At 65.5% G+C, this 18409-nt stretch carries 20 protein-coding genes and 1 pseudogene; 14 read left to right on the forward strand and 7 right to left on the reverse strand.

Annotated features, from left to right (window positions below):
- The first annotated feature begins 94 nt into the window (after positions 1–94).
- Together PMN64_RS35120 and PMN64_RS35125 are read left to right on the forward strand one after the other, a co-directional pair.
- A complete protein-coding gene (locus PMN64_RS35120) occupies positions 95–655 on the forward strand; it encodes a phosphonopyruvate decarboxylase (RefSeq protein ID WP_411784024.1) in 561 nt (186 codons plus the stop codon).
- Positions 655–1248, forward strand: a complete 594-nt coding sequence (locus PMN64_RS35125; protein WP_411784025.1) for a thiamine pyrophosphate-dependent enzyme — start codon at positions 655–657, stop codon at positions 1246–1248. The genes PMN64_RS35120 and PMN64_RS35125 overlap by 1 nt, the downstream gene beginning before the upstream one ends.
- Positions 1249–1261: 13 nt before the next feature.
- Here PMN64_RS35125 and PMN64_RS35130 read toward each other — a convergent pair whose 3' ends face one another.
- Entirely contained in the window at positions 1262–2185 is a 924-nt protein-coding gene (locus PMN64_RS35130) for a LysR substrate-binding domain-containing protein (RefSeq protein WP_028334965.1), read from the reverse strand.
- 152 nt (positions 2186–2337) lie between these two features.
- Between PMN64_RS35130 and PMN64_RS35135 the strand changes: the two genes are divergently transcribed.
- From PMN64_RS35135 to PMN64_RS35160, 6 genes are all read left to right on the forward strand, one after another.
- Positions 2338–3507: an acyl-CoA dehydrogenase family protein gene (locus PMN64_RS35135; protein ID WP_411784026.1), complete on the forward strand. Its 1170-nt coding sequence runs from the start codon at positions 2338–2340 to the stop codon at positions 3505–3507.
- An 11-nt stretch (positions 3508–3518) separates the two neighbouring features.
- Entirely contained in the window at positions 3519–4616 is a 1098-nt protein-coding gene (locus tag PMN64_RS35140; RefSeq protein WP_411784027.1) for a CaiB/BaiF CoA transferase family protein, read from the forward strand.
- 241 nt (positions 4617–4857) lie between these two features.
- A complete protein-coding gene (locus PMN64_RS35145) occupies positions 4858–5712 on the forward strand; it encodes a MaoC family dehydratase N-terminal domain-containing protein (protein WP_411784028.1) in 855 nt (284 codons plus the stop codon).
- Between the two features lie 103 nt (positions 5713–5815).
- The gene (hisC, locus tag PMN64_RS35150; RefSeq protein WP_411784029.1) at positions 5816–6868 is read left to right on the forward strand and encodes a histidinol-phosphate transaminase; all 1053 of its coding nucleotides are present in this window, start codon (positions 5816–5818) and stop codon (positions 6866–6868) included.
- Between the two features lie 95 nt (positions 6869–6963).
- Positions 6964–7854 (forward strand): MBL fold metallo-hydrolase, encoded by an 891-nt coding sequence (locus PMN64_RS35155; RefSeq protein ID WP_411784030.1) that lies wholly within the window; start codon positions 6964–6966, stop codon positions 7852–7854.
- Between the two features lie 107 nt (positions 7855–7961).
- The gene (locus tag PMN64_RS35160; protein ID WP_028334959.1) at positions 7962–8150 is read left to right on the forward strand and encodes a hypothetical protein; all 189 of its coding nucleotides are present in this window, start codon (positions 7962–7964) and stop codon (positions 8148–8150) included.
- Positions 8151–8169: 19 nt separating this feature from the next.
- Here the strand turns inward: PMN64_RS35160 and PMN64_RS35165 are convergent, their stop codons facing one another.
- From PMN64_RS35165 to PMN64_RS35175, 3 genes are all read right to left on the reverse strand, one after another.
- Entirely contained in the window at positions 8170–8436 is a 267-nt protein-coding gene (locus PMN64_RS35165; RefSeq protein WP_411784031.1) for a putative quinol monooxygenase, read from the reverse strand.
- A gap of 30 nt (positions 8437–8466) precedes the next feature.
- Complete coding sequence (locus tag PMN64_RS35170) at positions 8467–9834, reverse strand: epoxide hydrolase family protein (protein WP_051447983.1); 1368 nt, start codon at positions 9832–9834, stop codon at positions 8467–8469.
- An 89-nt stretch (positions 9835–9923) separates the two neighbouring features.
- Entirely contained in the window at positions 9924–10523 is a 600-nt protein-coding gene (locus PMN64_RS35175) for a VOC family protein (protein WP_411784032.1), read from the reverse strand.
- Positions 10524–10636: 113 nt separating this feature from the next.
- Here PMN64_RS35175 and PMN64_RS35180 point away from each other — a divergent pair, with 113 nt between their 5' ends.
- The 4 genes from PMN64_RS35180 to PMN64_RS35195 all read left to right on the forward strand — a co-directional run bounded on the left by PMN64_RS35180 (position 10637) and on the right by PMN64_RS35195 (position 13320).
- Complete coding sequence (locus PMN64_RS35180) at positions 10637–11143, forward strand: winged helix-turn-helix transcriptional regulator (protein ID WP_411784033.1); 507 nt, start codon at positions 10637–10639, stop codon at positions 11141–11143.
- 99 nt (positions 11144–11242) lie between these two features.
- Positions 11243–11626, forward strand: coding sequence for a tautomerase family protein (locus tag PMN64_RS35185; protein ID WP_411784034.1), 384 nt, complete (start codon positions 11243–11245; stop codon positions 11624–11626).
- Positions 11627–11753: 127 nt separating this feature from the next.
- On the forward strand, positions 11754–12641 hold the full coding sequence (gene blaBJP / locus PMN64_RS35190; protein ID WP_411784035.1) for a BJP family subclass B3 metallo-beta-lactamase: 888 nt from the start codon (positions 11754–11756) through the stop codon (positions 12639–12641).
- A gap of 118 nt (positions 12642–12759) precedes the next feature.
- A complete protein-coding gene (locus PMN64_RS35195) occupies positions 12760–13320 on the forward strand; it encodes a DUF930 domain-containing protein (protein ID WP_080686837.1) in 561 nt (186 codons plus the stop codon).
- Positions 13321–13443: 123 nt separating this feature from the next.
- On the opposite strand, the gene PMN64_RS35200 is transcribed toward PMN64_RS35195, so the two are convergent.
- Complete coding sequence (locus PMN64_RS35200; protein ID WP_411784036.1) at positions 13444–13692, reverse strand: PepSY domain-containing protein; 249 nt, start codon at positions 13690–13692, stop codon at positions 13444–13446.
- Between the two features lie 290 nt (positions 13693–13982).
- Here PMN64_RS35200 and mdlC point away from each other — a divergent pair, with 290 nt between their 5' ends.
- Positions 13983–15611 carry a benzoylformate decarboxylase gene (gene mdlC / locus PMN64_RS35205; RefSeq protein WP_411784037.1) on the forward strand — a complete coding sequence of 543 codons (1629 nt, stop codon included), beginning with the start codon at positions 13983–13985 and terminating at the stop codon, positions 15609–15611.
- Between the two features lie 245 nt (positions 15612–15856).
- Here mdlC and PMN64_RS35210 read toward each other — a convergent pair whose 3' ends face one another.
- The gene (locus tag PMN64_RS35210; RefSeq protein WP_411784038.1) at positions 15857–17401 is read right to left on the reverse strand and encodes a 4-hydroxyphenylacetate 3-hydroxylase family protein; all 1545 of its coding nucleotides are present in this window, start codon (positions 17399–17401) and stop codon (positions 15857–15859) included.
- A 91-nt stretch (positions 17402–17492) separates the two neighbouring features.
- Between PMN64_RS35210 and PMN64_RS35215 the strand changes: the two genes are divergently transcribed.
- Positions 17493–18107 carry a TetR/AcrR family transcriptional regulator gene (locus tag PMN64_RS35215; RefSeq protein WP_304496769.1) on the forward strand — a complete coding sequence of 205 codons (615 nt, stop codon included), beginning with the start codon at positions 17493–17495 and terminating at the stop codon, positions 18105–18107.
- Positions 18108–18143: 36 nt separating this feature from the next.
- On the opposite strand, the pseudogene PMN64_RS35220 reads toward PMN64_RS35215, so the two are convergent.
- Positions 18144–18409: pseudogene (locus tag PMN64_RS35220) on the reverse strand (short-chain dehydrogenase); the annotation flags it as partial.

The following is an 18409-nucleotide window of genomic DNA, read 5'->3' on the forward strand; positions in this document are numbered from 1 at the left end:
GGTATGAGGACGCGCCAATGCGCGTCCCTTGTATTGACGCGTTTTTCTTCGCGAACCGGTACCCGGTTCGTTCGAAAACGCTACCGCCGAGGCCATGATGGACCAGATTGCCGTTCACCAGGACAGCGCGACCAGCACCGACTGGCCGGTTGCGATCTACCGCACGCTGAAGAGCTTTGGCGTGGCGCAGGTGTCCTACGTTCCCGATGCGGGACATTCCAAGCTGATCAAGCTGTCGCACGCCGATGCCGACATCAAGACCACGGTGCTGACGACAGAGGAAGAGGGCGTGGCGCTTTCGGCCGGCGCCTGGCTCGGCGGCGATCGCGCGGTGCTGTTGATGCAATCGAGCGGCGTCGGCAATTGCGTCAACATGCTGTCGCTGATGGCGAGCTGCCGCTTCCCGCTGCTCACGCTGGTGACGATGCGCGGCGAATGGGCCGAGTTCAATCCCTGGCAGATTCCGATGGGCCGGGCAACGCCGCAGGCGTTCGAGATCATGGGCACCACCGTGCTGCGGCTGGAGAACCCTGATGATGCCGAGGAGGTGATCTCGGCGGCCGCCTCGCTCGCCTATGACGGCGACCAGCAGGTCGCGGTGCTGATCTCGCAGCGCATGATCGGCCGCAAGAAGTGGACCAAGGAGACGCACTGATGTCGGCATCAACAGGCACTCTCGACCGCCGCGCCGCCGTGAAGGCGCTGCTTGCCGACCGCGGCGAACTGCTCGTGATCTCCGGGCTCGGCTCCTCCTCTTACGATTTGTTCGATGCCGGCGAGCATCCCGGTAATTTCTATCTGTGGGGCGCGATGGGCGGCGCGGCGATGGTTGGGCTCGGCCTCGCGCTGGCGCAGCCGAAGCGCCCGGTGCTCGTGATCACCGGCGATGGCGAGCAGTTGATGGGGATCGGCAGCCTGCTGACGATCGCGACCAAGCAGCCCGGCAATCTCTCGATCGCGGTGCTCGACAACGGCCATTTTGGCGAGACCGGCATGCAGCCGAGTCACTCCGGCCTCGGCGCCAGGCTCGAGGTGATCGCTGATGGCGCGGGCATCGGCAATGTCTCCGAGATCGCCGACATCGCCGGCATCGAGAGCTTCCGCAACAGCCTGCGCGATCTCGGCGGCGGCCCGCGGCTGGCGCGCATTCGCATCGCCGCCGGCGAGGTCGAGCGCGCGCTGCCGCCGCGCGACGGCACCTATTTGAAGAACCGCTTCCGCGGCCATCTCGGCTTCAAGGTGAGCTGATGCGAAGCCGCGCTCAGGCGAGCTGGATATCCCAGAGCCCCTCGGCGCGCAGCGCGGCGACCTCGTCGCGCAACAGCTTCGCGATCAGCGTCATCGCGTTGGAGCCGGGATGCTCGACCGGCGAGGCCAGGGTCAGCTCGCGCCGCGGCGCCGGCCGCGCGATGGCGGCGGTCTCGAGCCGGCCCTCCGCCACCTCGGCGCGGACCGAGGACGGCGGCAGCAAGGTATATCCGAGCCCCTCCTCGACCAGGCTGGTCAGCACGCGGAACGAATCCGCCTCGAGCTTGACGTCGAGATCGATCTTCTTCTTGGCCGCGGCATGTTCGAGCAGCGCACGGAGGCCGTGCGAGTGACTTGGCAGCACCAGGCGCTGGCGCATCAGCCAGCCGAAGTCGACCTGCTTCTTCGGCTTCAGCCCGCTGCCGCGCGGGCCGACCGCGACGATACTGTCGCGGCCGAGGCTCTGCACCGCCAGATGCAGATCGACCGACGGCCCGTAGATCACGGCAAGGTCCATCTCGCCGCGATGCAGCCACTCGATCAGATGGCCGCTGTAGCTCTCGACGATGCAGAGCGAGATGCCGGGATAGCGCTCCACCGTGCGCCGCGCCAGCCGCGCCGACAGCACGCAGCTCACCGTCGGCACCAGCCCGAGCACGACGCGCCCGGACGGCGCGCCGCCGGCGGACTGGATGTCGTCGCGGATCTGGTCGATCTGCCGCACGATACCGCTGGTGCGCGCCAGCAGCAGCCGGCCGGCGTCGGTCAGCACCATGCCGCGGCCGTTGCGCGTGAACAATTCGGTGCGCAGCTCGTGTTCCAGCAGCTTGATCTGCCGGCTCAGCGCCGGCTGCGCGACCCGCAAGGTATCGGATGCCTTGCTCAGGCTCCCGAGTTCCGCGACGCACGCAAAGGTCCTAAGCTGGCGGAAATCCATACTTGCCAATCCTGGAAGGCAGGTTCATACGCTATAACAAAACAGCATAGGGAGTTTACCGGGGCCCCACAACAGCGGGCGTTTTCTTCGCGCGAACCGATTTCCGCTTCGCTCGAACACGCTCTGGCGCAACCTCTCGGCAAGACGAAACAATGACCGCACACGATCAACACATCGACGACCATTCCGACATCCGCGACGCGGTAGCAAAACTCTGCGCGCAGTTTCCCGGCGAATACTGGCGCAAGCTCGATCGCCAGATGGCCTATCCGAAGGAGTTCGTCGATGCGCTGACGGAGGCCGGCTATCTCTCGGTGCTGATCCCCGAGGAATATGGCGGCGCCGGCCTGAAGCTGTCGGCCGCGGCGGCGATCCTGGAAGAGATCCAGCGCGCCGGGTGCAACGGCGGCGGTTGCCACGCCCAGATGTACACGATGGGCACCGTGCTGCGGCACGGCAACGACGCGCAGAAGGCCAGGTATCTGCCGAAGGTCGCGACCGGCGAATTGCGGTTGCAGGCGTTCGGCGTCACCGAGCCGACCAGCGGCACCGACACGTCTTCGCTGAAGACCTTCGCGCGCCGCGAGGGCGACCATTACGTCGTCAACGGCCAGAAGATCTGGACCAGCCGCGCTGAATATTCCGACCTGATGATCCTGCTGGCGCGCACCACGCCGAAGGAGCAGTCGAAGAAGCGCACCGACGGTCTCTCGGTGTTCATCGTCGACATGCGCGAGGTGAAGGGCAAGGGGCTGGAGATCCGCCCGATCCGCACCATGATGAACCACGCCACGACCGAAGTGTTCTTCACCGACATGAAGGTGCCGGCGGAGAATCTGATCGGCGATGAAGGCAAGGGCTTTCGCTACATCCTCTCCGGCATGAATGCCGAGCGCATCCTGATCGCGGCCGAGTGCGTCGGCGATGCCAAATGGTTCATCGCCAAGGCGACCAATTACGCCAAGGAGCGCAGCGTGTTCGGCCGGCCGATCGGCCAGAACCAGGGCATCCAGTTCCCGATCGCAAAGGCCTACGCCTCGATGCGCGCGGCGGAATTGATGGTGAAGGAAGCCACCCGCAAATATGAGGCCGGTCTCGACTGCGGCGCCGAGGCCAACATGGCCAAGATGCTGGCGGCGGATGCCTCCTGGGAAGCCGCCAATGCCTGCGTGCAGACCCATGGCGGCTTCGGCTTCGCCGAGGAGTACGATGTCGAGCGCAAGTTCCGCGAGACCCGGCTGTACCAGGTGGCGCCGATCTCGACCAATCTGATCCTGTCCTACGTCGCCGAGCACGTGCTCGGCATGCCCCGCTCCTACTGAGTTGTCAGAACATGCTGCCGCTTGAGGGATTGACCGTCATCGCCGTCGAGCAGGCGGTTGCCGCGCCGTTCTGCTCGTCACGCCTCGCCGACGCCGGCGCCCATGTCATCAAGATCGAGCGGCCCGAGGGCGATTTCGCCCGTGGCTACGACGCCGCGGCAAAAGGCCAGAGCAGCTATTTCGTCTGGCTCAACCGCGGCAAGGATTCCGCCGTGGTCGACCTCGCCACCAAGGAAGGCCGCGCGCAGCTCGAGGCGCTGATCGCGGGCGCCGACGTGCTGCTGCAGAACCTCAAGCCCGGCTCGATGGACAAGCTCGGCTTCTCGCGCGAACGGCTGCGCAAGGATTACCCGAAGCTGATCATGTGCACGATCACCGGCTATGGCGACACCGGCCCCTATGCCGACCGCAAGGCCTATGACCTGTTGATCCAGGCCGAAAGCGGCCTTGCCTCGATCACCGGCGGCCCCGAGGGCGCCTCGCGCGTCGGCATGTCGATCGTCGACGTCGCAACCGGCGCCACCGCGCATGCCGCGATCCTCGAGGCGCTGATCGGCCGCGGCCGCACCGGAGACGGCGCCGACATCCGGATCTCGATGTTCGACGTGATGGCCGACTGGCTCACCGTGCCGCTGCTCAATGCCGAGGACGGCAAGTCGCCGAAGCGGATCGGCCTCGCCCATCCCTCGATCGCACCCTATGGCGTGTTCCGCTCGAAGGACGGCAAGGAGATCCTGATCTCGATCCAGAGCGAGCGCGAGTGGAAGACACTGTGCGCCAAGGTGCTGGGCCAGCCCGGCCTGCCCGACGATCCGCGCTTTGCCAATATGGTCGAGCGCGTGCGCAACCGCGCCGTCACCGACCAGATCGTCAGCGACAGCTTCGGCAAGCTCACGCGCGAGGAGTTGCTGGCGAAGCTTGCCGAGGCCGACATTGCCTTTGCCGAGGTCAACAGCATGGACGACCTCGCGAAACATCCGCATCTGCGCCGCGTCGAGGTCGACACGCCGAACGGCAAGGTCAGCTATCCGGCGCCGGCCGCGATCGTGGTCGGCGAGAACAGGCACTACGGCAAGGTGCCCGCGATCGGCGAGCGCACCAGACGTTAGGCTGCAATGAGATCAGGCGCGATCGCAATCAAGAACGAGCTGCGCCCCCTCTCCCGCTTGCGGGGGAGGGTTGGGGTGGGGGTGTCACCTCACAGAGACTCTTCAAGTGGAGAAAGCCCCACCCGGATTGCATCTTTGATGCAATCCGACCTCCCCCGCAAGCGGGAGAGGTGGACCTTGCATGCCGCGCGAGCAATTTGAACATGCATCATCGCACTCACCTCCTCCCGGAGACAACCTCATGACCGACAAACTCGACCTCGATCATCTCCGCCAGTGGATCGGCCGCAGCACGGAGGCCTCCGACGTCGTCACCAAATATCTCGTGATGGGGCTGCGCGCGACGCTGTTCCAGGAGATCGGCGAGCCGAAGGCCGGCGACGCCGCGCCGTGGACCACGCATTGGTGCCTGGCGCAGCCGGTGTTTCCGATGTCGCAGCTTGGCCCCGACGGCCACCCGACGCGCGGCGGCTTCCTGCCGCCGGTGCCGCTGCCGCGCCGGATGTGGGCCGGCGGCGAGCTCGAATTCTTCGACAGCTTGCGCATCGGCGATGAGGCCAAACGCACCTCGAAGATCGCCGACGTCACGGTCAAATCGGGCTCGACCGGCACGCTGTGCTTCGTCTCGGTCAATCACGAGGTGACGACGTCGCGCGGACTTGCGGTGCGCGAGCGGCAGGACATCGTCTATCGCGAGATGACGAGCACGCAAGGCGCAGCGCCGGCCAAGGCGCCGCCGCCTCCGCCGGTCGCGCAGCATCGCGAGAGCCACGTCTCCGACCCGGTGCTGCTGTTTCGGTACTCGGCGCTGACCTTCAACGGCCATCGCATCCATTACGACCGCGACTATGTCACCAAGGTCGAGGGCTATCCGGGCCTGATCTTCCACGGCCCGCTGCAGGCTTCCTTCATCGTCGAGTTCGCCGCCAGGCTGCGCGGCGGCAGGCCGCCGAAGAAGCTCGCCTATCGCGGCGTGCAGCCGCTGTTCGAGGGTAGCGAGTTCTCGATCAATGCCAGCGACAAGGACGGCGGCATGGAGCTGTGGGCCGCGAATGCCGAGGGCCAGCCGACCATGAAGGGCACGGCGACCTGGTAACGCGCGAGCACGACGCCTGTCATGATGCGAGGGAATAAAGAGGCGCTTTCATCAGCGCCTCGTATTCCCTATTGTGATCGCGTTCATCCGTGGATCGCAGATCATGAGTCGCTTCTGGAGTTCGGTCGTCCACAATCTGTCGCCCTACGTGCCCGGCGAGCAGCCGAAGATCGACGGCCTCATCAAGCTCAATACCAACGAAAATCCCTACCCGCCGTCGCCACGCGCGGTGGCGGCGATCACAGCGACGACGGATCGCCTGCGGCTCTATCCGGATCCGCGCGCAACCGCCCTGCGCGAGGCAATCGCGAGGCGCTACGGCGTCACGGCGGACGAGGTGTTCGTCGGCAATGGCTCGGACGAGGTGCTGGCCCACGCTTTCCCGGCGCTGCTCAAGCACGATGCGCCGCTGCTGTTTCCCGACATCACCTACAGCTTCTACCCGGTCTACTGCCGCCTCTATGGCGTGAGCTACGAGACCGTACCGCTCGACGCCGCGATGCGCGTGCAGCTTGCCGACTACCGGCGGCCCGGCAGCGCCATCCTGCTGTGCAACCCCAACGCACCGACCGGCACCTCGCTGCCGCGCGCCGCGATCGAGGCGCTGCTCGCCGAGAATCCCGACCGGCTGGTGGTGGTCGATGAAGCCTATGTCGACTTCGGCGCCGAGAGCGCCGTGCCGCTGGTCGCGCGCCACGACAATCTGCTCGTCATCCAGACGCTCTCCAAATCGCGCGCGCTGGCCGGCCTGCGGGTCGGCTTCGCCATCGGCCAGCGCCCGCTGATCGAGGCGCTGGAGCGGGTCAAGGACAGCTTCAACTCCTATCCGCTCGACTGCTTCGCGCTCGCAGGCGCGGTCGCCTCCATCGAGGACGAGGCGTGGTTCGAGGAGACGCGGCAACGCATCATCCGGAGCAGAGAGGCGCTGGTCCACGGCCTCATTGAGCTGGGCTTCGAGGTGCTGCCGTCGCAGGCGAATTTCGTGTTCGCCCGCCATCCCAGCCATCGCGGCACCGATCTCGCCGCGAGCCTGCGCGCACGCGGCGTTCTGGTGCGGCATTTCCAGAAGCCGCGGATCGAGGACTTTTTGCGCATCACGGTCGGCACCGACGATGAGTGCGGCCGCCTGATCGGCCTGCTGCGCGGCATGGTCTGATAGCCGTTCACCGACGACGCAACTTGCGATCGACGGCGCCAACCTGCATAGTGATCGCGCGACAGGATGGCACGGTTCTCCGGGAAGGAGCGGTCATGCGATTTGCGATCGGCGACGCGACCGTCGACGTCATCGTCGACGACGACGATTTCGGCCTTCCGCTCGCCGAATTCCTGCCCGGCTATGATCGCCGCTTGATCGAGGCGCATCGCTCCACGCTTGAGCCGGTGTTCATCGACCTCGCCCGCGGGCTCGCGAAACACGCGATCCAGAGCTTTGTGGTGCGAACCGGCGGCCGAACGCTGCTGATCGACGCCTGCATCGGCGAGCGCAAGGACATCCCCGAGATTCCCGCCTGGCATCGGCGGCGCGGCAGCGGCTTCCTCGATCGGTTGCGCGCGTGCGGCGTCGACCCGGCCGGCATCGACGTCGTATTCTGCACCCATCTGCATGTCGATCATGTCGGCTGGAATACGCGCCAGGACAACGGCCGCTGGCAGCCGACCTTTCCCAACGCGCGCTATCTGTTCGGCCGCCGCGAGCTTGCCGACTGGATGACGCAGCATGATGCCGGGCGTGCTCCGCCGATCCACGCCCGCGCCCTGGAGCAGAGCGTCATACCGATCGTCGAGGCGGGCCGTGTCGATCTGGTCGACGACGGCCATCAGCTGGGACCGGGCCTGCGGCTGGTCCCGCTGCCGGGCCACACCAGCGGCCAGATGGGGCTGATGGTAGACTACGCACAACATCGCGCGATCTTTTGCGGCGATGCCGTGCACAACCCGGTGCAGATCTTCCAGCCCGGTCTGTCGACATCATCCTGTACCGACCCGCAGCTCGCCGGCGAGACGCGCGCGAAGATCCTGGCAGAGGCGGCGGACAGCGGCCGTCTCGTCATACCGGCCCACTTCCGCGGCCCGCGCTGTGCCCATATTCGTCGAGACGGCGGTGGCTATGCGCCGGTGTTCGATGCCCGGCATTGGTAAGATGCAACACCCGGCGCCACGGCTCACCAAGTGAAAGCCGGGCGTATCATCCAGTCCATTGGAACCGAAACCCGGCTTGCGCGTTCCCCGCCCTGACGGAGGACGCCATGCTTAGAGATGAACAGGTCGCGGTTCTCTGCGACATCGCCCAATCCATTGCCTTTGCCGACGACGTGCAAGGCGAGGTCGACCGGCTCATCAGGGAAGGATACGTCGCCAAGGACGGCGACCTCTACGAGCTGACGCCGAAGGCCGAGAAGGTTTTGTCCGAGCGCGGCGCCAGCCTCAAGGCGTGACGCCGCTCGCGGCAACTCCCTACGCGGCAGGCGTGCACCGCGTCGCTGATATCTTGATGCCGAGCCCTGCGCTCTCCTCGCGGAACTGCGCGATCGATCGCGCATTGCGGTGCGCCTCGAACGCAGCGTCATCCTGGTAGACCTCGTAGATCAAGAGCTTTGCGGCATCCTCGCGCGGCACCAGGATCTCGAAATTCAGCGTGCCCGGTTCATCCCTGAGCGATCGGGCCCGATCGCGCTTCTCCGGCGCGACCTCGACGGTGGCAATGAGGGCAAGTTTGGGCATGATGGATACTCCTTCAGTTGTTTGTTCAGATCAGCTGCGGAGCGTTCGAAATGCGTCCCGAATCTCTCTGCTGAAGATATCGGGCTGCTCCCATGCGGCGAAGTGGCCGCCGGCTTCGGCCTGATGGAAGTAGATCAGCTTGTGATAGGCCTTTTCCGCCCAGCTCCGCGGCGCCACAAAGCTCTCGCCGGGAAACGCGGTCACCGCGGCCGGGATCGTGACATTGGCGGGCAGATAGAGGTTGGTCTTGTTCTCCCAGTACAGGCGGCCCGAAGAGATCGCCGTGTTGGTCAGCCAGTAGAGCGTGATGTTGTCGAGCACGTCATCGCGGGTCAGCGCGCCGGCGGAATGCCCGTTGACCTCGCGCCCGAGCACGGCTGATTGCATCGCGGAGGCCGGCTGGGCATAGCCGTCGCCGTGATCGAGCAGCCAGGCGGCGAGGCCGGCCGGCGAATCCGCAAAGGCCGCAAGTGTCTGCGGGCGCGTGCCCATGATCTGCGCGTAGGCCCGCCGTTTCGCGAATTGAAGCTTGATCTGCTCGAAGGCGTGCTGCTCCTCCGCCGACATATTGTCCGGCGCAGGGCCGCCGGTAGTGACTGCCTTCAAGACCTCGGGCGGAACGACACCGGGCAGATTGACGTGGATGCCGAGCAGTTCCGGGGCACCCAGCTTGGCCATTTCATTGGAGACCGGCGACCCCCAGTCGCCGCCCTGCGCCACGAACTTGCTGTAACCGAGCCGTTTCATCAACTGGACCCAGGCCCGCGCGATGCGCTGGGGATCCCAGCCGACCGTGGTCGGCTTGCCGGAGAAGCCGTAGCCCGGCATTGACGGGATCACGAGATGAAAGGCGTCCGACGCGCTTCCGCCATGCGCGGTGGGATTGGTCAGGGGGTCGATGATCTTCATCTGCTCGATCACCGAGCCAGGCCAGCCGTGCGTGACGATCAGGGGCAGTGCATTGTCGTGTTTCGAGCGGACGTGAATAAAGTGGATGTCCACCCCGTCGATTTCGGTGATGAATTGCGGCAGGGCATTGAGCCGCGCCTCCACCTTCCGCCAGTCATAGTCGGTTTGCCAGTAGCGGACGAGATCGCGCAGCATCGCCTGCGGGACGCCTTGGGAGTCGTCATTGACGATTTCCTTGTCGGACCATCGGGTTGCCGCAAGACGCTTGCGAAGGTCGACAAGATCCTCTTCGGGGATGTTGATGTGGAACGGGCGGATCGCATCACTCTCGGCCGCCACGGCCGGATGCATGGGGAACAGGCCTGCTGCACCAGCGGCGGCAAGGCCCAACGCCGCGCCGGTGAGCAGCCTGCGTCGGTCCTGGTCGATGGCGTCCTGCTCCGATTGGTTTGTTGCGATTGCAACTGATGTGTTCGATGGCGTTGTCATTGGACGTTCCCCTGGGATGAGAGGCTGTCGGCAGAGCCGCGATCGCCCCGGCGGTGGTCAGGATGGAATTGCGTCAATGAAGCTCCTCGTCACTCCGGCAGCGGTTTGCCGGCCTGCTCGCGCACGATGTAGTCGGCGTACCAGTCCGGCCAGTTCGCATCGTGGCCGCCGGTTCGCTTCTCGTGCTCGCCATGCGCGGCTGCCGCGCGCCGGAGCGCCGCGGCAAGATCAGCGGATGAAGCGAAAGTCGTGCTGTTTCCGTCGACGCGACCGGGCAGACGCTGTGTCACCTGCTGCAGCAGCCAGACATTGTCGTCGGGATCGTTGAAGGTGGCGAGCGAACCGTAGCTCGGCCGCTCCGGATCGGGTCCCTTGATGCGGCCCGCCGCCCCGCGATGAAACACCTCGCTGACATCGACGCCGCGCGCGATCAGGTCGGCACGCGCCGCCTCGATGTCGTTCACGATCAGAAAGCGCGGCAGCGCGGACCCCTTGTCGAGATGGATCGAGGTCGGCGAGCCCGGCGGCGTCAACTGCAGCGCCCGGGACCCGTCCGCCCTGGCGAAATCGGCGTCGAGCCGCCAGCCGAGATCTTCATAGAAGCGCTTGGCCCGGTCGACATCGGACACGGGAATCACCACGACCTCGAGCTTCATGTCGATACCCGGTTTCCTGCTTTCGGTACTCATGGCGCGCTCCTTGAAATGTGAGGGACCGGGCCGGAAACGCCCGTTGCACCCACGTTGACGATAGCCCATATTGCTATGAAAATCATAGTAACAATGCAGATGAAGAAAACGTGATGGCAAGGCCAAAGGGCAATCCTGCTGACCCAACGCTCTGTCCGGTGGCGCGCGCGGAGACCGTGGTGGGCGATCGCTGGACCGTGCTGGTGCTGCGCGAGCTGTTCGCGCGCAACCATCGCTTCGAAGAGATTCAGGCCTATACCGGCGCGACCCCGCAGATGCTCACCGCGCGGCTGAAGAAGCTGGAGGCGGGCGGACTGGTGACGCGGCGCGTTTACAACAAGCGTCCGTTGCGCCACGAATATCATCTGACGGAGAAGGGCGCGGCGTTCTTCCCCGTGATGTTCGCGCTGCGCGCCTGGGGCGAGACCTGGTGCAAGTCACCCAGGGACGGCCTTTCCATGAACTATACGCACCTCAGCTGCGGCAAGCCGGCGGGGCTCGGTCCGGTCTGCCAGTCCTGCGGCAAGCCGCTGCATTGGGCGGACATGGTGGCGGAGCGAACGCCCAAATATCAGAGAGAGCGCGATGCGCGCTGGGAGGCCTTCAAGGCGGCCCGCTGAACGCACCGACCCCGCCGGCGCAAGCGGACAACGCCCGTTCGCACCGTCGCACATCCCGATCACGCGGGGCCGAGCCCCGCGCAACACAGGAGACTCACCATGCCATTCGTTCGCATCGACCTGAAGCGCGGCAAGCCCGCGGAATATCGCAAGACGCTGGGCGAGATCGTCTACAAGGCGATGCGCGACGTGATCAACGTGCCCGAGAACGACAAGTTTCAGGTCATCACCGAGCACGACCGCGGCGACCTGAACTACGCCGACAACTATCTCGGCAATGCCTACAGCGACGATCTCATCTTCATCCAGATCACCATGAATGCCGGGCGTACCGTCGAGATGAAGAAGGCGTTCTACAAGCGGATCGTGGACGACTATCAGAGCCAGCTGCAGGGACGGCCGGACGACGTTGTCATCAACCTCGTCGAGGTCGTCAAGGAGAACTGGTCGTTCGGTCACGGCGTCGCGCAATACGCGAGCTGAACGCAGAACAGGAATGCCCGGACGGACGGCCGCCTGCCCGGCGGCTTGCCGTCCGCAGCTTGCGGCCGGCGTTGCCAGCACGCATAGTGCCGCCCGTGCACGAACAACAACAAACAGGGAGGCAACCATGAGGACGATCGCAGCCGCGCTGTGCGCGCTCACGCTGATCGCAACCGGTGCGCAGGCACAGACGCTCAAGGACTTCATGGCTGTTGTCATGAAGAAATGGACCGCGCCGTTCGAACCGTTCCAGCTCATCGACAACATCTACTATGTGGGCACTGACGGGATCGCGGTCTACGTCATCAAGACGTCGCAAGGGCTGATCCTGATGGACACGGCGATGCAGCAGTCGACCGGCATGATCAAGGACAACATCGCCAAGCTCGGCTTCAAGGAGGGCGACATCAAGATCATCCTCAACACCCACGCCCATCTCGACCACACCGGCGGCTTTGCCGAGATCAAGAAGGAGACCGGCGCACAACTGATCGCCGGCGAGCGCGACAAGCCGCTGCTCGAGGGCGGCTACTATCCGGGTGACGAGAGCAACGCCGATCTCGCCTTTACACCGGTGAAGGTCGACCGCACCGTCAAGGAAGGCGACAAGGTGACGCTCGGCGACGTCACGCTCACAGCGCACACCACCCCCGGCCATTCGCCGGGCTGCACCAGCTGGGAGATGACGGTCAAGGACGGTAGCCAAACGCGCAACGTGCTGTTCTTCTGCAGCGGAACGGTGGCGCTGAACCGGCTGGTCGGCCGTCCGACCTATCCCGGCATCGTCGACGACTACCGCTCGACCTTCACCAAGGTCAAGGCGATGACGGTCGACGTGCTGCTCGGGCCGCATCCGGAGGTCTACGACATGCAGGCCAAGCGGGCGCAGATGAAGGACGGCGCGCCGAACCCGTTCGTCAAGCCGGGTGAAAACGCGACCTATGTGACGGGGCTGGAGCAGGATTTCGACAAGCAGTTCGCCAAGCAGACGGCGGCGCTGCAAAAGTCGAACTAGGTATCCCAGCGAAAGGTCATACCGTCATCCTGAGGAGCCGCGAAGCGGCGTCTCGAAGGATCGACGGCCCGGTTTGTGGCCACGCATCCTTCGAGGCTCGCTCCGCTCGCACCTCAGGATGACGTGGAACAGCCGCCAATACGATTTTCAGCCGTTGCTGCGGCCACATCGTCAGGCGATCCACCGACCGGTGGATTGCTTTTCCCACGTACCTGCGAGCACGAATTCGTGGATTGAAGCCCGCGGCTCTTCTGTATATGGCAAAGCCCTGGTTAACCACTTTCCCGACGAGGACCTGTTGAGACTGCTTCTTCTGGTGTCGCTGCTCGTGCTCTCCGTTCCCGCCTGCGCACAGGACCAGCGCTTTCTCGACAGCCTGCGTCACGTCGAGCCGGCAACAAGGCTAGAGCAAGTCTGCGACTATGCCGTCATGTCCGACATCAACCGCGACACCGGGCGACAGGCCGACAGGGCAAAGTCCGACGTGATCTCCAGCCCGTCGCACCATGGCGATACGGTGATCGCAAAAGGCGGCGCGTTCCGGAGCAAAGGCCAGTGGTTCTCGTTGAGCTATACCTGCAAGGGCACTCCCGACCACCTGCATGTGACCAGCCTGCAATACAAAGTCGGTGAGGCGATTCCGACGTCGAAATGGGCGTCGCTGGGCCTTTGGCGCTAGTCTGAGCGAGCGGAACGTTTCAACAGGCGCGGCCTTCATCTCCGCGTCCGGTGCCGCCGGCGGATCGCATGCAGCCATCTCGCCGCGCAGCGCGGCCACGAGCAGGCGCGAAGGCGGCGGATATCAATTCTTTGGCTCGTTCTTGGTCAACTGTCCGGTGTGCGGGTCGATGTGCAACTCGTACGTCTTCCCATCCTTCACTGCATCGCCTTCCCAATGGCCGTCGTCAGCCTCCAGATCCGTGATGTTCGTGTAGCCCAGACTATGGAGCCGATCGACGATCTGTTGCTTGGTGAGCCAGTCCGCGCCCGGAACGTCGGCGAGCGCTGAAGTGGACAGAGCAGCAAGGAACAAAACGAGTATCGTCTTCATGCGTGCCTCCTTCGCTTGACCATCGGTTATCCGCGGCCGGAACTCGTGCCACACCTCAACGCCGACCGGCTGGTGGGGTTGCAGGGCATAGGTCAAAAGCGGAATATTCCGGCGCAGGCTCAAGACGCTCGGCACGCCTCACCTTGGAGCACGACGTCGGCCGGCGCTCGATTGGACAGCGTCCGAACCGTATCCTAGAACGATCAGACGATCCAAGACGCGCTCGTTGGACGTCAAGGCCGATCTCCGTTGCCTGCAACGAGCGTGTCGTCAACTCCCGGGGTTCAATGATGTCGTCGCGCAAACCCGCCGCCAGCAAAGGCAAGACCGTCACCGTCAAGGACGCCACATTCGGCCTGCTGCGGGCGTGGGGCATCAAGAAGGTGTTCGGCAATCCCGGCTCGACCGAGCTGCCGTTCCTGAGCGATTGGCCCGATGACATCGACTATGTGCTCGGCCTGCAGGAGGCCTCCGTCGTCGGCATGGCCGACGGCTATGCGCTGGCGACGCGCAATGCCGGCTTCGTCAATCTGCATTCAGCGGCCGGCGTCGGCAACGCGCTCGGCAACATCTACAACGCCTATCGCAACCAGACCCCGCTGGTGATCACCGCGGGCCAGCAGGCGCGCTCGATCATGCCGCTGCAGGCCTTCCTCTATGCCGAGCGGGCCTCCGAATTCCCGCGGCCTTACGTGAAATTCGCGGTCGAGCCGGCGCGCGCCGAAGACGTGCCCGCCGCGATCGCGCGCGCCTATTATGTCGCGATGCAGCCGCCCTGCGGGCCGACCTTCGTCTCGGTGCCGATCGACGACTGGGCGCACGCGACGCAGCCGCTCGACGCGCGCCAGGTCAGCCGCGAGATCGGCCCCGATCTGTCCGCGATGCAGGCGCTGGTGGCCGCGCTCGGCGAGGCCAAGCGCCCTGCCCTCGTCGTCGGCCCGGCCGTCGATCGTGCCGAGGCGGTCGGCCTCATGGTTGACGTCGCCGAGAAATCGAAAGCCGCGGTCTGGGCCAGCCCGTTCTCGGCGCGCTGCTCGTTCCCCGAGCGGCATGCGCAGTTCGCCGGCTTCCTGCATGCCGCGCCGGGCCAGCTCTCCGATGCGCTGCGCGATCACGATCTTGTCGTCGTGGTCGGCGCGCCGGTCTTCACCTTCCATGTCGAGGGCCATGCCGCGATCTTCGACGGTTCGACCACGATCTTCCAGATCACCGACGATCCGGATGCCGCCGCGATGACGCCGACCGGCCACAGCATCGTCGCGACCATGAAGCCCGCGCTGACGGCGCTGCTCGAGATGCTGCCCGAGACCAGGCGCACCGCGCCGGCCGGCCGTGTCCTTCCGCCGGCGCCCGCCGCCGGCGACCCGATCCCCGCCGAATATGCGCTGCACGCGCTCTCGGCCGCGATGGGGCCGCATGATGCGCTGGTCGAGGAGATACCGTCGCACCGCCCGCTGATGCAGAAGGCGATGCCGATGCACGGCCAGGACAGCTTCTACACCATGGCGAGCGGCGGCCTCGGCTACAGCCTGCCGGCCGCGGTCGGCATGGCGCTCGGTCGCCGCCAGGGACGCACGGTTTGCCTGATCGGCGACGGCTCGGCGATGTATTCGATCCAGGCGCTGTGGACATCGGCGCAGCGCAAGCTGCCGCTGACGGTCGTCGTGCTCAACAATTCCGGCTATGGCGCGATGCGTTCGTTCAGCCAGGTGATGCAGGTGCGCAACGTGCCGGGCCTCGATTTGCCCGGCATCGATTTCGTCAAGCTCGCCGAAGGCATGGGCTGCGACGCCGTGCGGGTGACGAAGTCAGCCGAACTCGCCGGCGCCTACCAGCGCGCCCTCTCGCATCAGGGCACCAGCCTGATCGAGGTGATGGTGGATTCCGCGGTGCCGCTGCTTTACGCGCAGAAGGCGTGAAGATCGGGCCGATCGTGCCGGACCTTCGGCACACGTAGTGAGGAGGCCACCGGCGGTAGGGTTCCCTCCCCCCTTGCGGGGGAGGGTTAGGGAGAGGGGTGCCGCACGGCACGCTCTCTCAACACGAGTCTCAACGTAACGCGGTCGAAGTTGCGAAAGCGAGACTCACTTCAACCATCTCGCCCGGGGCTTACCCCTCTCCCCAGCCCTCCCCCGCAAGGGGGGAGGGAGCCTGATGAGCGTGCTCACCTGACGAGATCGGACTCCTGCTCCCGCGCCGCGGACGGCGTCGGCACCTCGCAGCCGGTCGCGCAGCAGCGTCCGGGCTGCTTCGACACCCGCTGTCCCTGGTCGACAAGGCCGCGGCCGAGCAGATTCTCGACCAGCTCGGCCTTCTCCATGACAGGGTAGTTGCGCCAGATCTCGCGCTTCATCGCCTCCGGCGAGCCGCCGCCGTGCAACGAGATCACCGAATACCAGCCGGCCTCGTGCGAGACGGTGAGGTCCTCGATCAGCCGCGCCACCTCGGCGCGCTGATCGGCCGGGATATCGGGACGTCCGCCCATGACAGCGGCAAGCGAGGCGCGCGTTTCCGGATTGTGATCCTCGTCGGGACCCGGCAGCGCGACGATCAGCCCGCCGGAGACGTAATGCGCGACGCGGTGCATGTCGTAGATCTTGGTCGCCAGCAGCAGCTTGCCGATGTTGGAGAACACCGCATCCGGCATCACCGAGCCCGCCGGATCCTTCGTGCAGTAGACCGAGGAGGCGACTCCGCAGGCGTAGAAGCTTTCGGTGATGGTGATCAGCTCGACCATCGCCTCGCGGATATGCGCGTGCTTCTCGGCATCGAGCCCGTTGGCCTCGATCATTAGCGCGCCGGCGCCGATCAAGAGATCGCCGAAGCCGGCGCGCGCGCCGATGCAGGAGTGGCGGTGATGCGTGGCGTAGGACGTCGTCAGGAAGCCGCCCTCCTCGGTCTCGCCGGCGAGGAACACGCGGTCGTGCGGCACGAACACGTCGTCGAACATCACGACGCCGACCGACTGGCCGTATTTCGCCGAGAATTTCGCCGCGGCATCGCCAGGCCGGCCGGCCGGGCGCGCGACGATGGTGACGCCGGGCGCATCGGCCGGCACCGCGCAACAGACCGCAAAATCCTTGTCGGCAGGCACATGGGTGCGGCACGGCATGACAAGGAATTCGTGCATGTAGGGCGCGCCGGTCACAATCGCCTTGGTGCCGCGGATCACGATGCCGTCGGGGCGGCGCTCCTTGATATGGACGTAGACGTCCGGATTGGCCTGCAGGCCGGGACGCTTCGAGCGGTCGCCCTTGGCGTCGGTCATGGCGATGCCGAGCGTCAGATCCTGGTCCTGCACCTCGTGCAGATAGTTGAGGAAGCGCTGGCTGTAATCGGTGCCGTGGCGATCGTCGGTCAGCCTGGTCGCCTGATAGAGACCGTTCAGCGCATCATGGGTCAGGTAGCGCTGCGCGCAGCCCGACGTCCTGCACACCAGCCGCACCGCCTCGAGCTTGTCGAGCAGGTCCTGCGAGCTCTGATTGATGTGGAGCATGCGGTTGACGGTCTTGCCCGAGGTACCCTGCCGCGCGGTCATGATCGGCACATGCTCGGGCTGTAGCGCGAAATCATAGGTCACGCCGACGCCCGCCACGCCGGGCGCCAGCAACGGCTCGTCCGCGACGCTCGCAACGGCCGCGCCGTTGACGAACACACGCGGCTTGTAGCGGCGCAGGGATTCCCGGTAGTCCGCAGCCGTCATCAGCATGGCGCTTCTCCCTTGCTCATTTATTCTAACATCGTTAAATTATCTAACGCTGTTAGAATTGAGTCAAGAACGGATTCGCCGGACCATGCAGATGCGCGAGAGCAGGAAGGAAGCGGTCAGCCGCCACAAGCGGGAGCTGATCCTCGACGCGGCGCGCAGCGTGTTCGCGGAGGAAGGCCTCGAGGGCGCGAGCCTGCGGGCGATCGCGACGCGGGCCGGCTACACCGCGGCGGCGCTGTATTTCCATTTCGATTCCAAGGAGGCGATCTATGCCGAGGTGCTGCGGCAATCGCTGGCATCGCTCGGCGAAGCCGTCAGCGCGGCGGTCGCGACGACGCGCGGCGCCAAGCAGAAGCTGCACGCCGCAGGCATGGGCTTCTTCCGCTATTATGCGGAGCACCCGCGCGACCTCGATCTCGGCTTCTACCTGTTCCGCGGCGGCATGAAGCCGGCCGGGCTTGGCCATGACCGCGACCACGCGCTGAACGCCGCGCTGGAGGCGGCGCTGCATCCGATCGCGGAGGCCGCAGAGGCGCTCGGCGCGTCCAGGCAGAAGGCGAACACCGTGATGGTCGACTGCTTCGCGCATGCGACCGGCCTTCTGCTGCTATTGCACACCGGCCGCATCAGGATGTTCGGCGCCTCGGCGCCCGACCTGATGGACGCCTATCTGCGCGACAGGATCGCGCAACTCGCCAGGGAGTGACCCGGATTACGCTTCGCTCCATCCGGGCTACCGGTCTCACTTCCCGTGCGCTTCCCGCATCTTGGCCTGGATCTTGGCCATGCCGCCGATCCAGCGGTCGTAATTCTCGGTCTTCTTGCGCATGTAGCCGAGCACCTGCGGGTGCGGCAGGATCAGGAAGGTCTCCTGCTCGATACCCCTCAGCGCATCCTGCGCGACCTGCTCGGCGGAAAGATCGCCGTCACCGGATTGCGGGCCCTTCGGGATCGAGCGCAGCATGTTGGTGTCGACGCCCTGCGGGCAGAGGATCGAGACCTTGATGT

The sequence above is a fragment of the Bradyrhizobium sp. UFLA01-814 genome (assembly GCF_046718885.1).
Taxonomy (GTDB): Bacteria; Pseudomonadota; Alphaproteobacteria; order Rhizobiales; family Xanthobacteraceae; genus Bradyrhizobium; species Bradyrhizobium elkanii.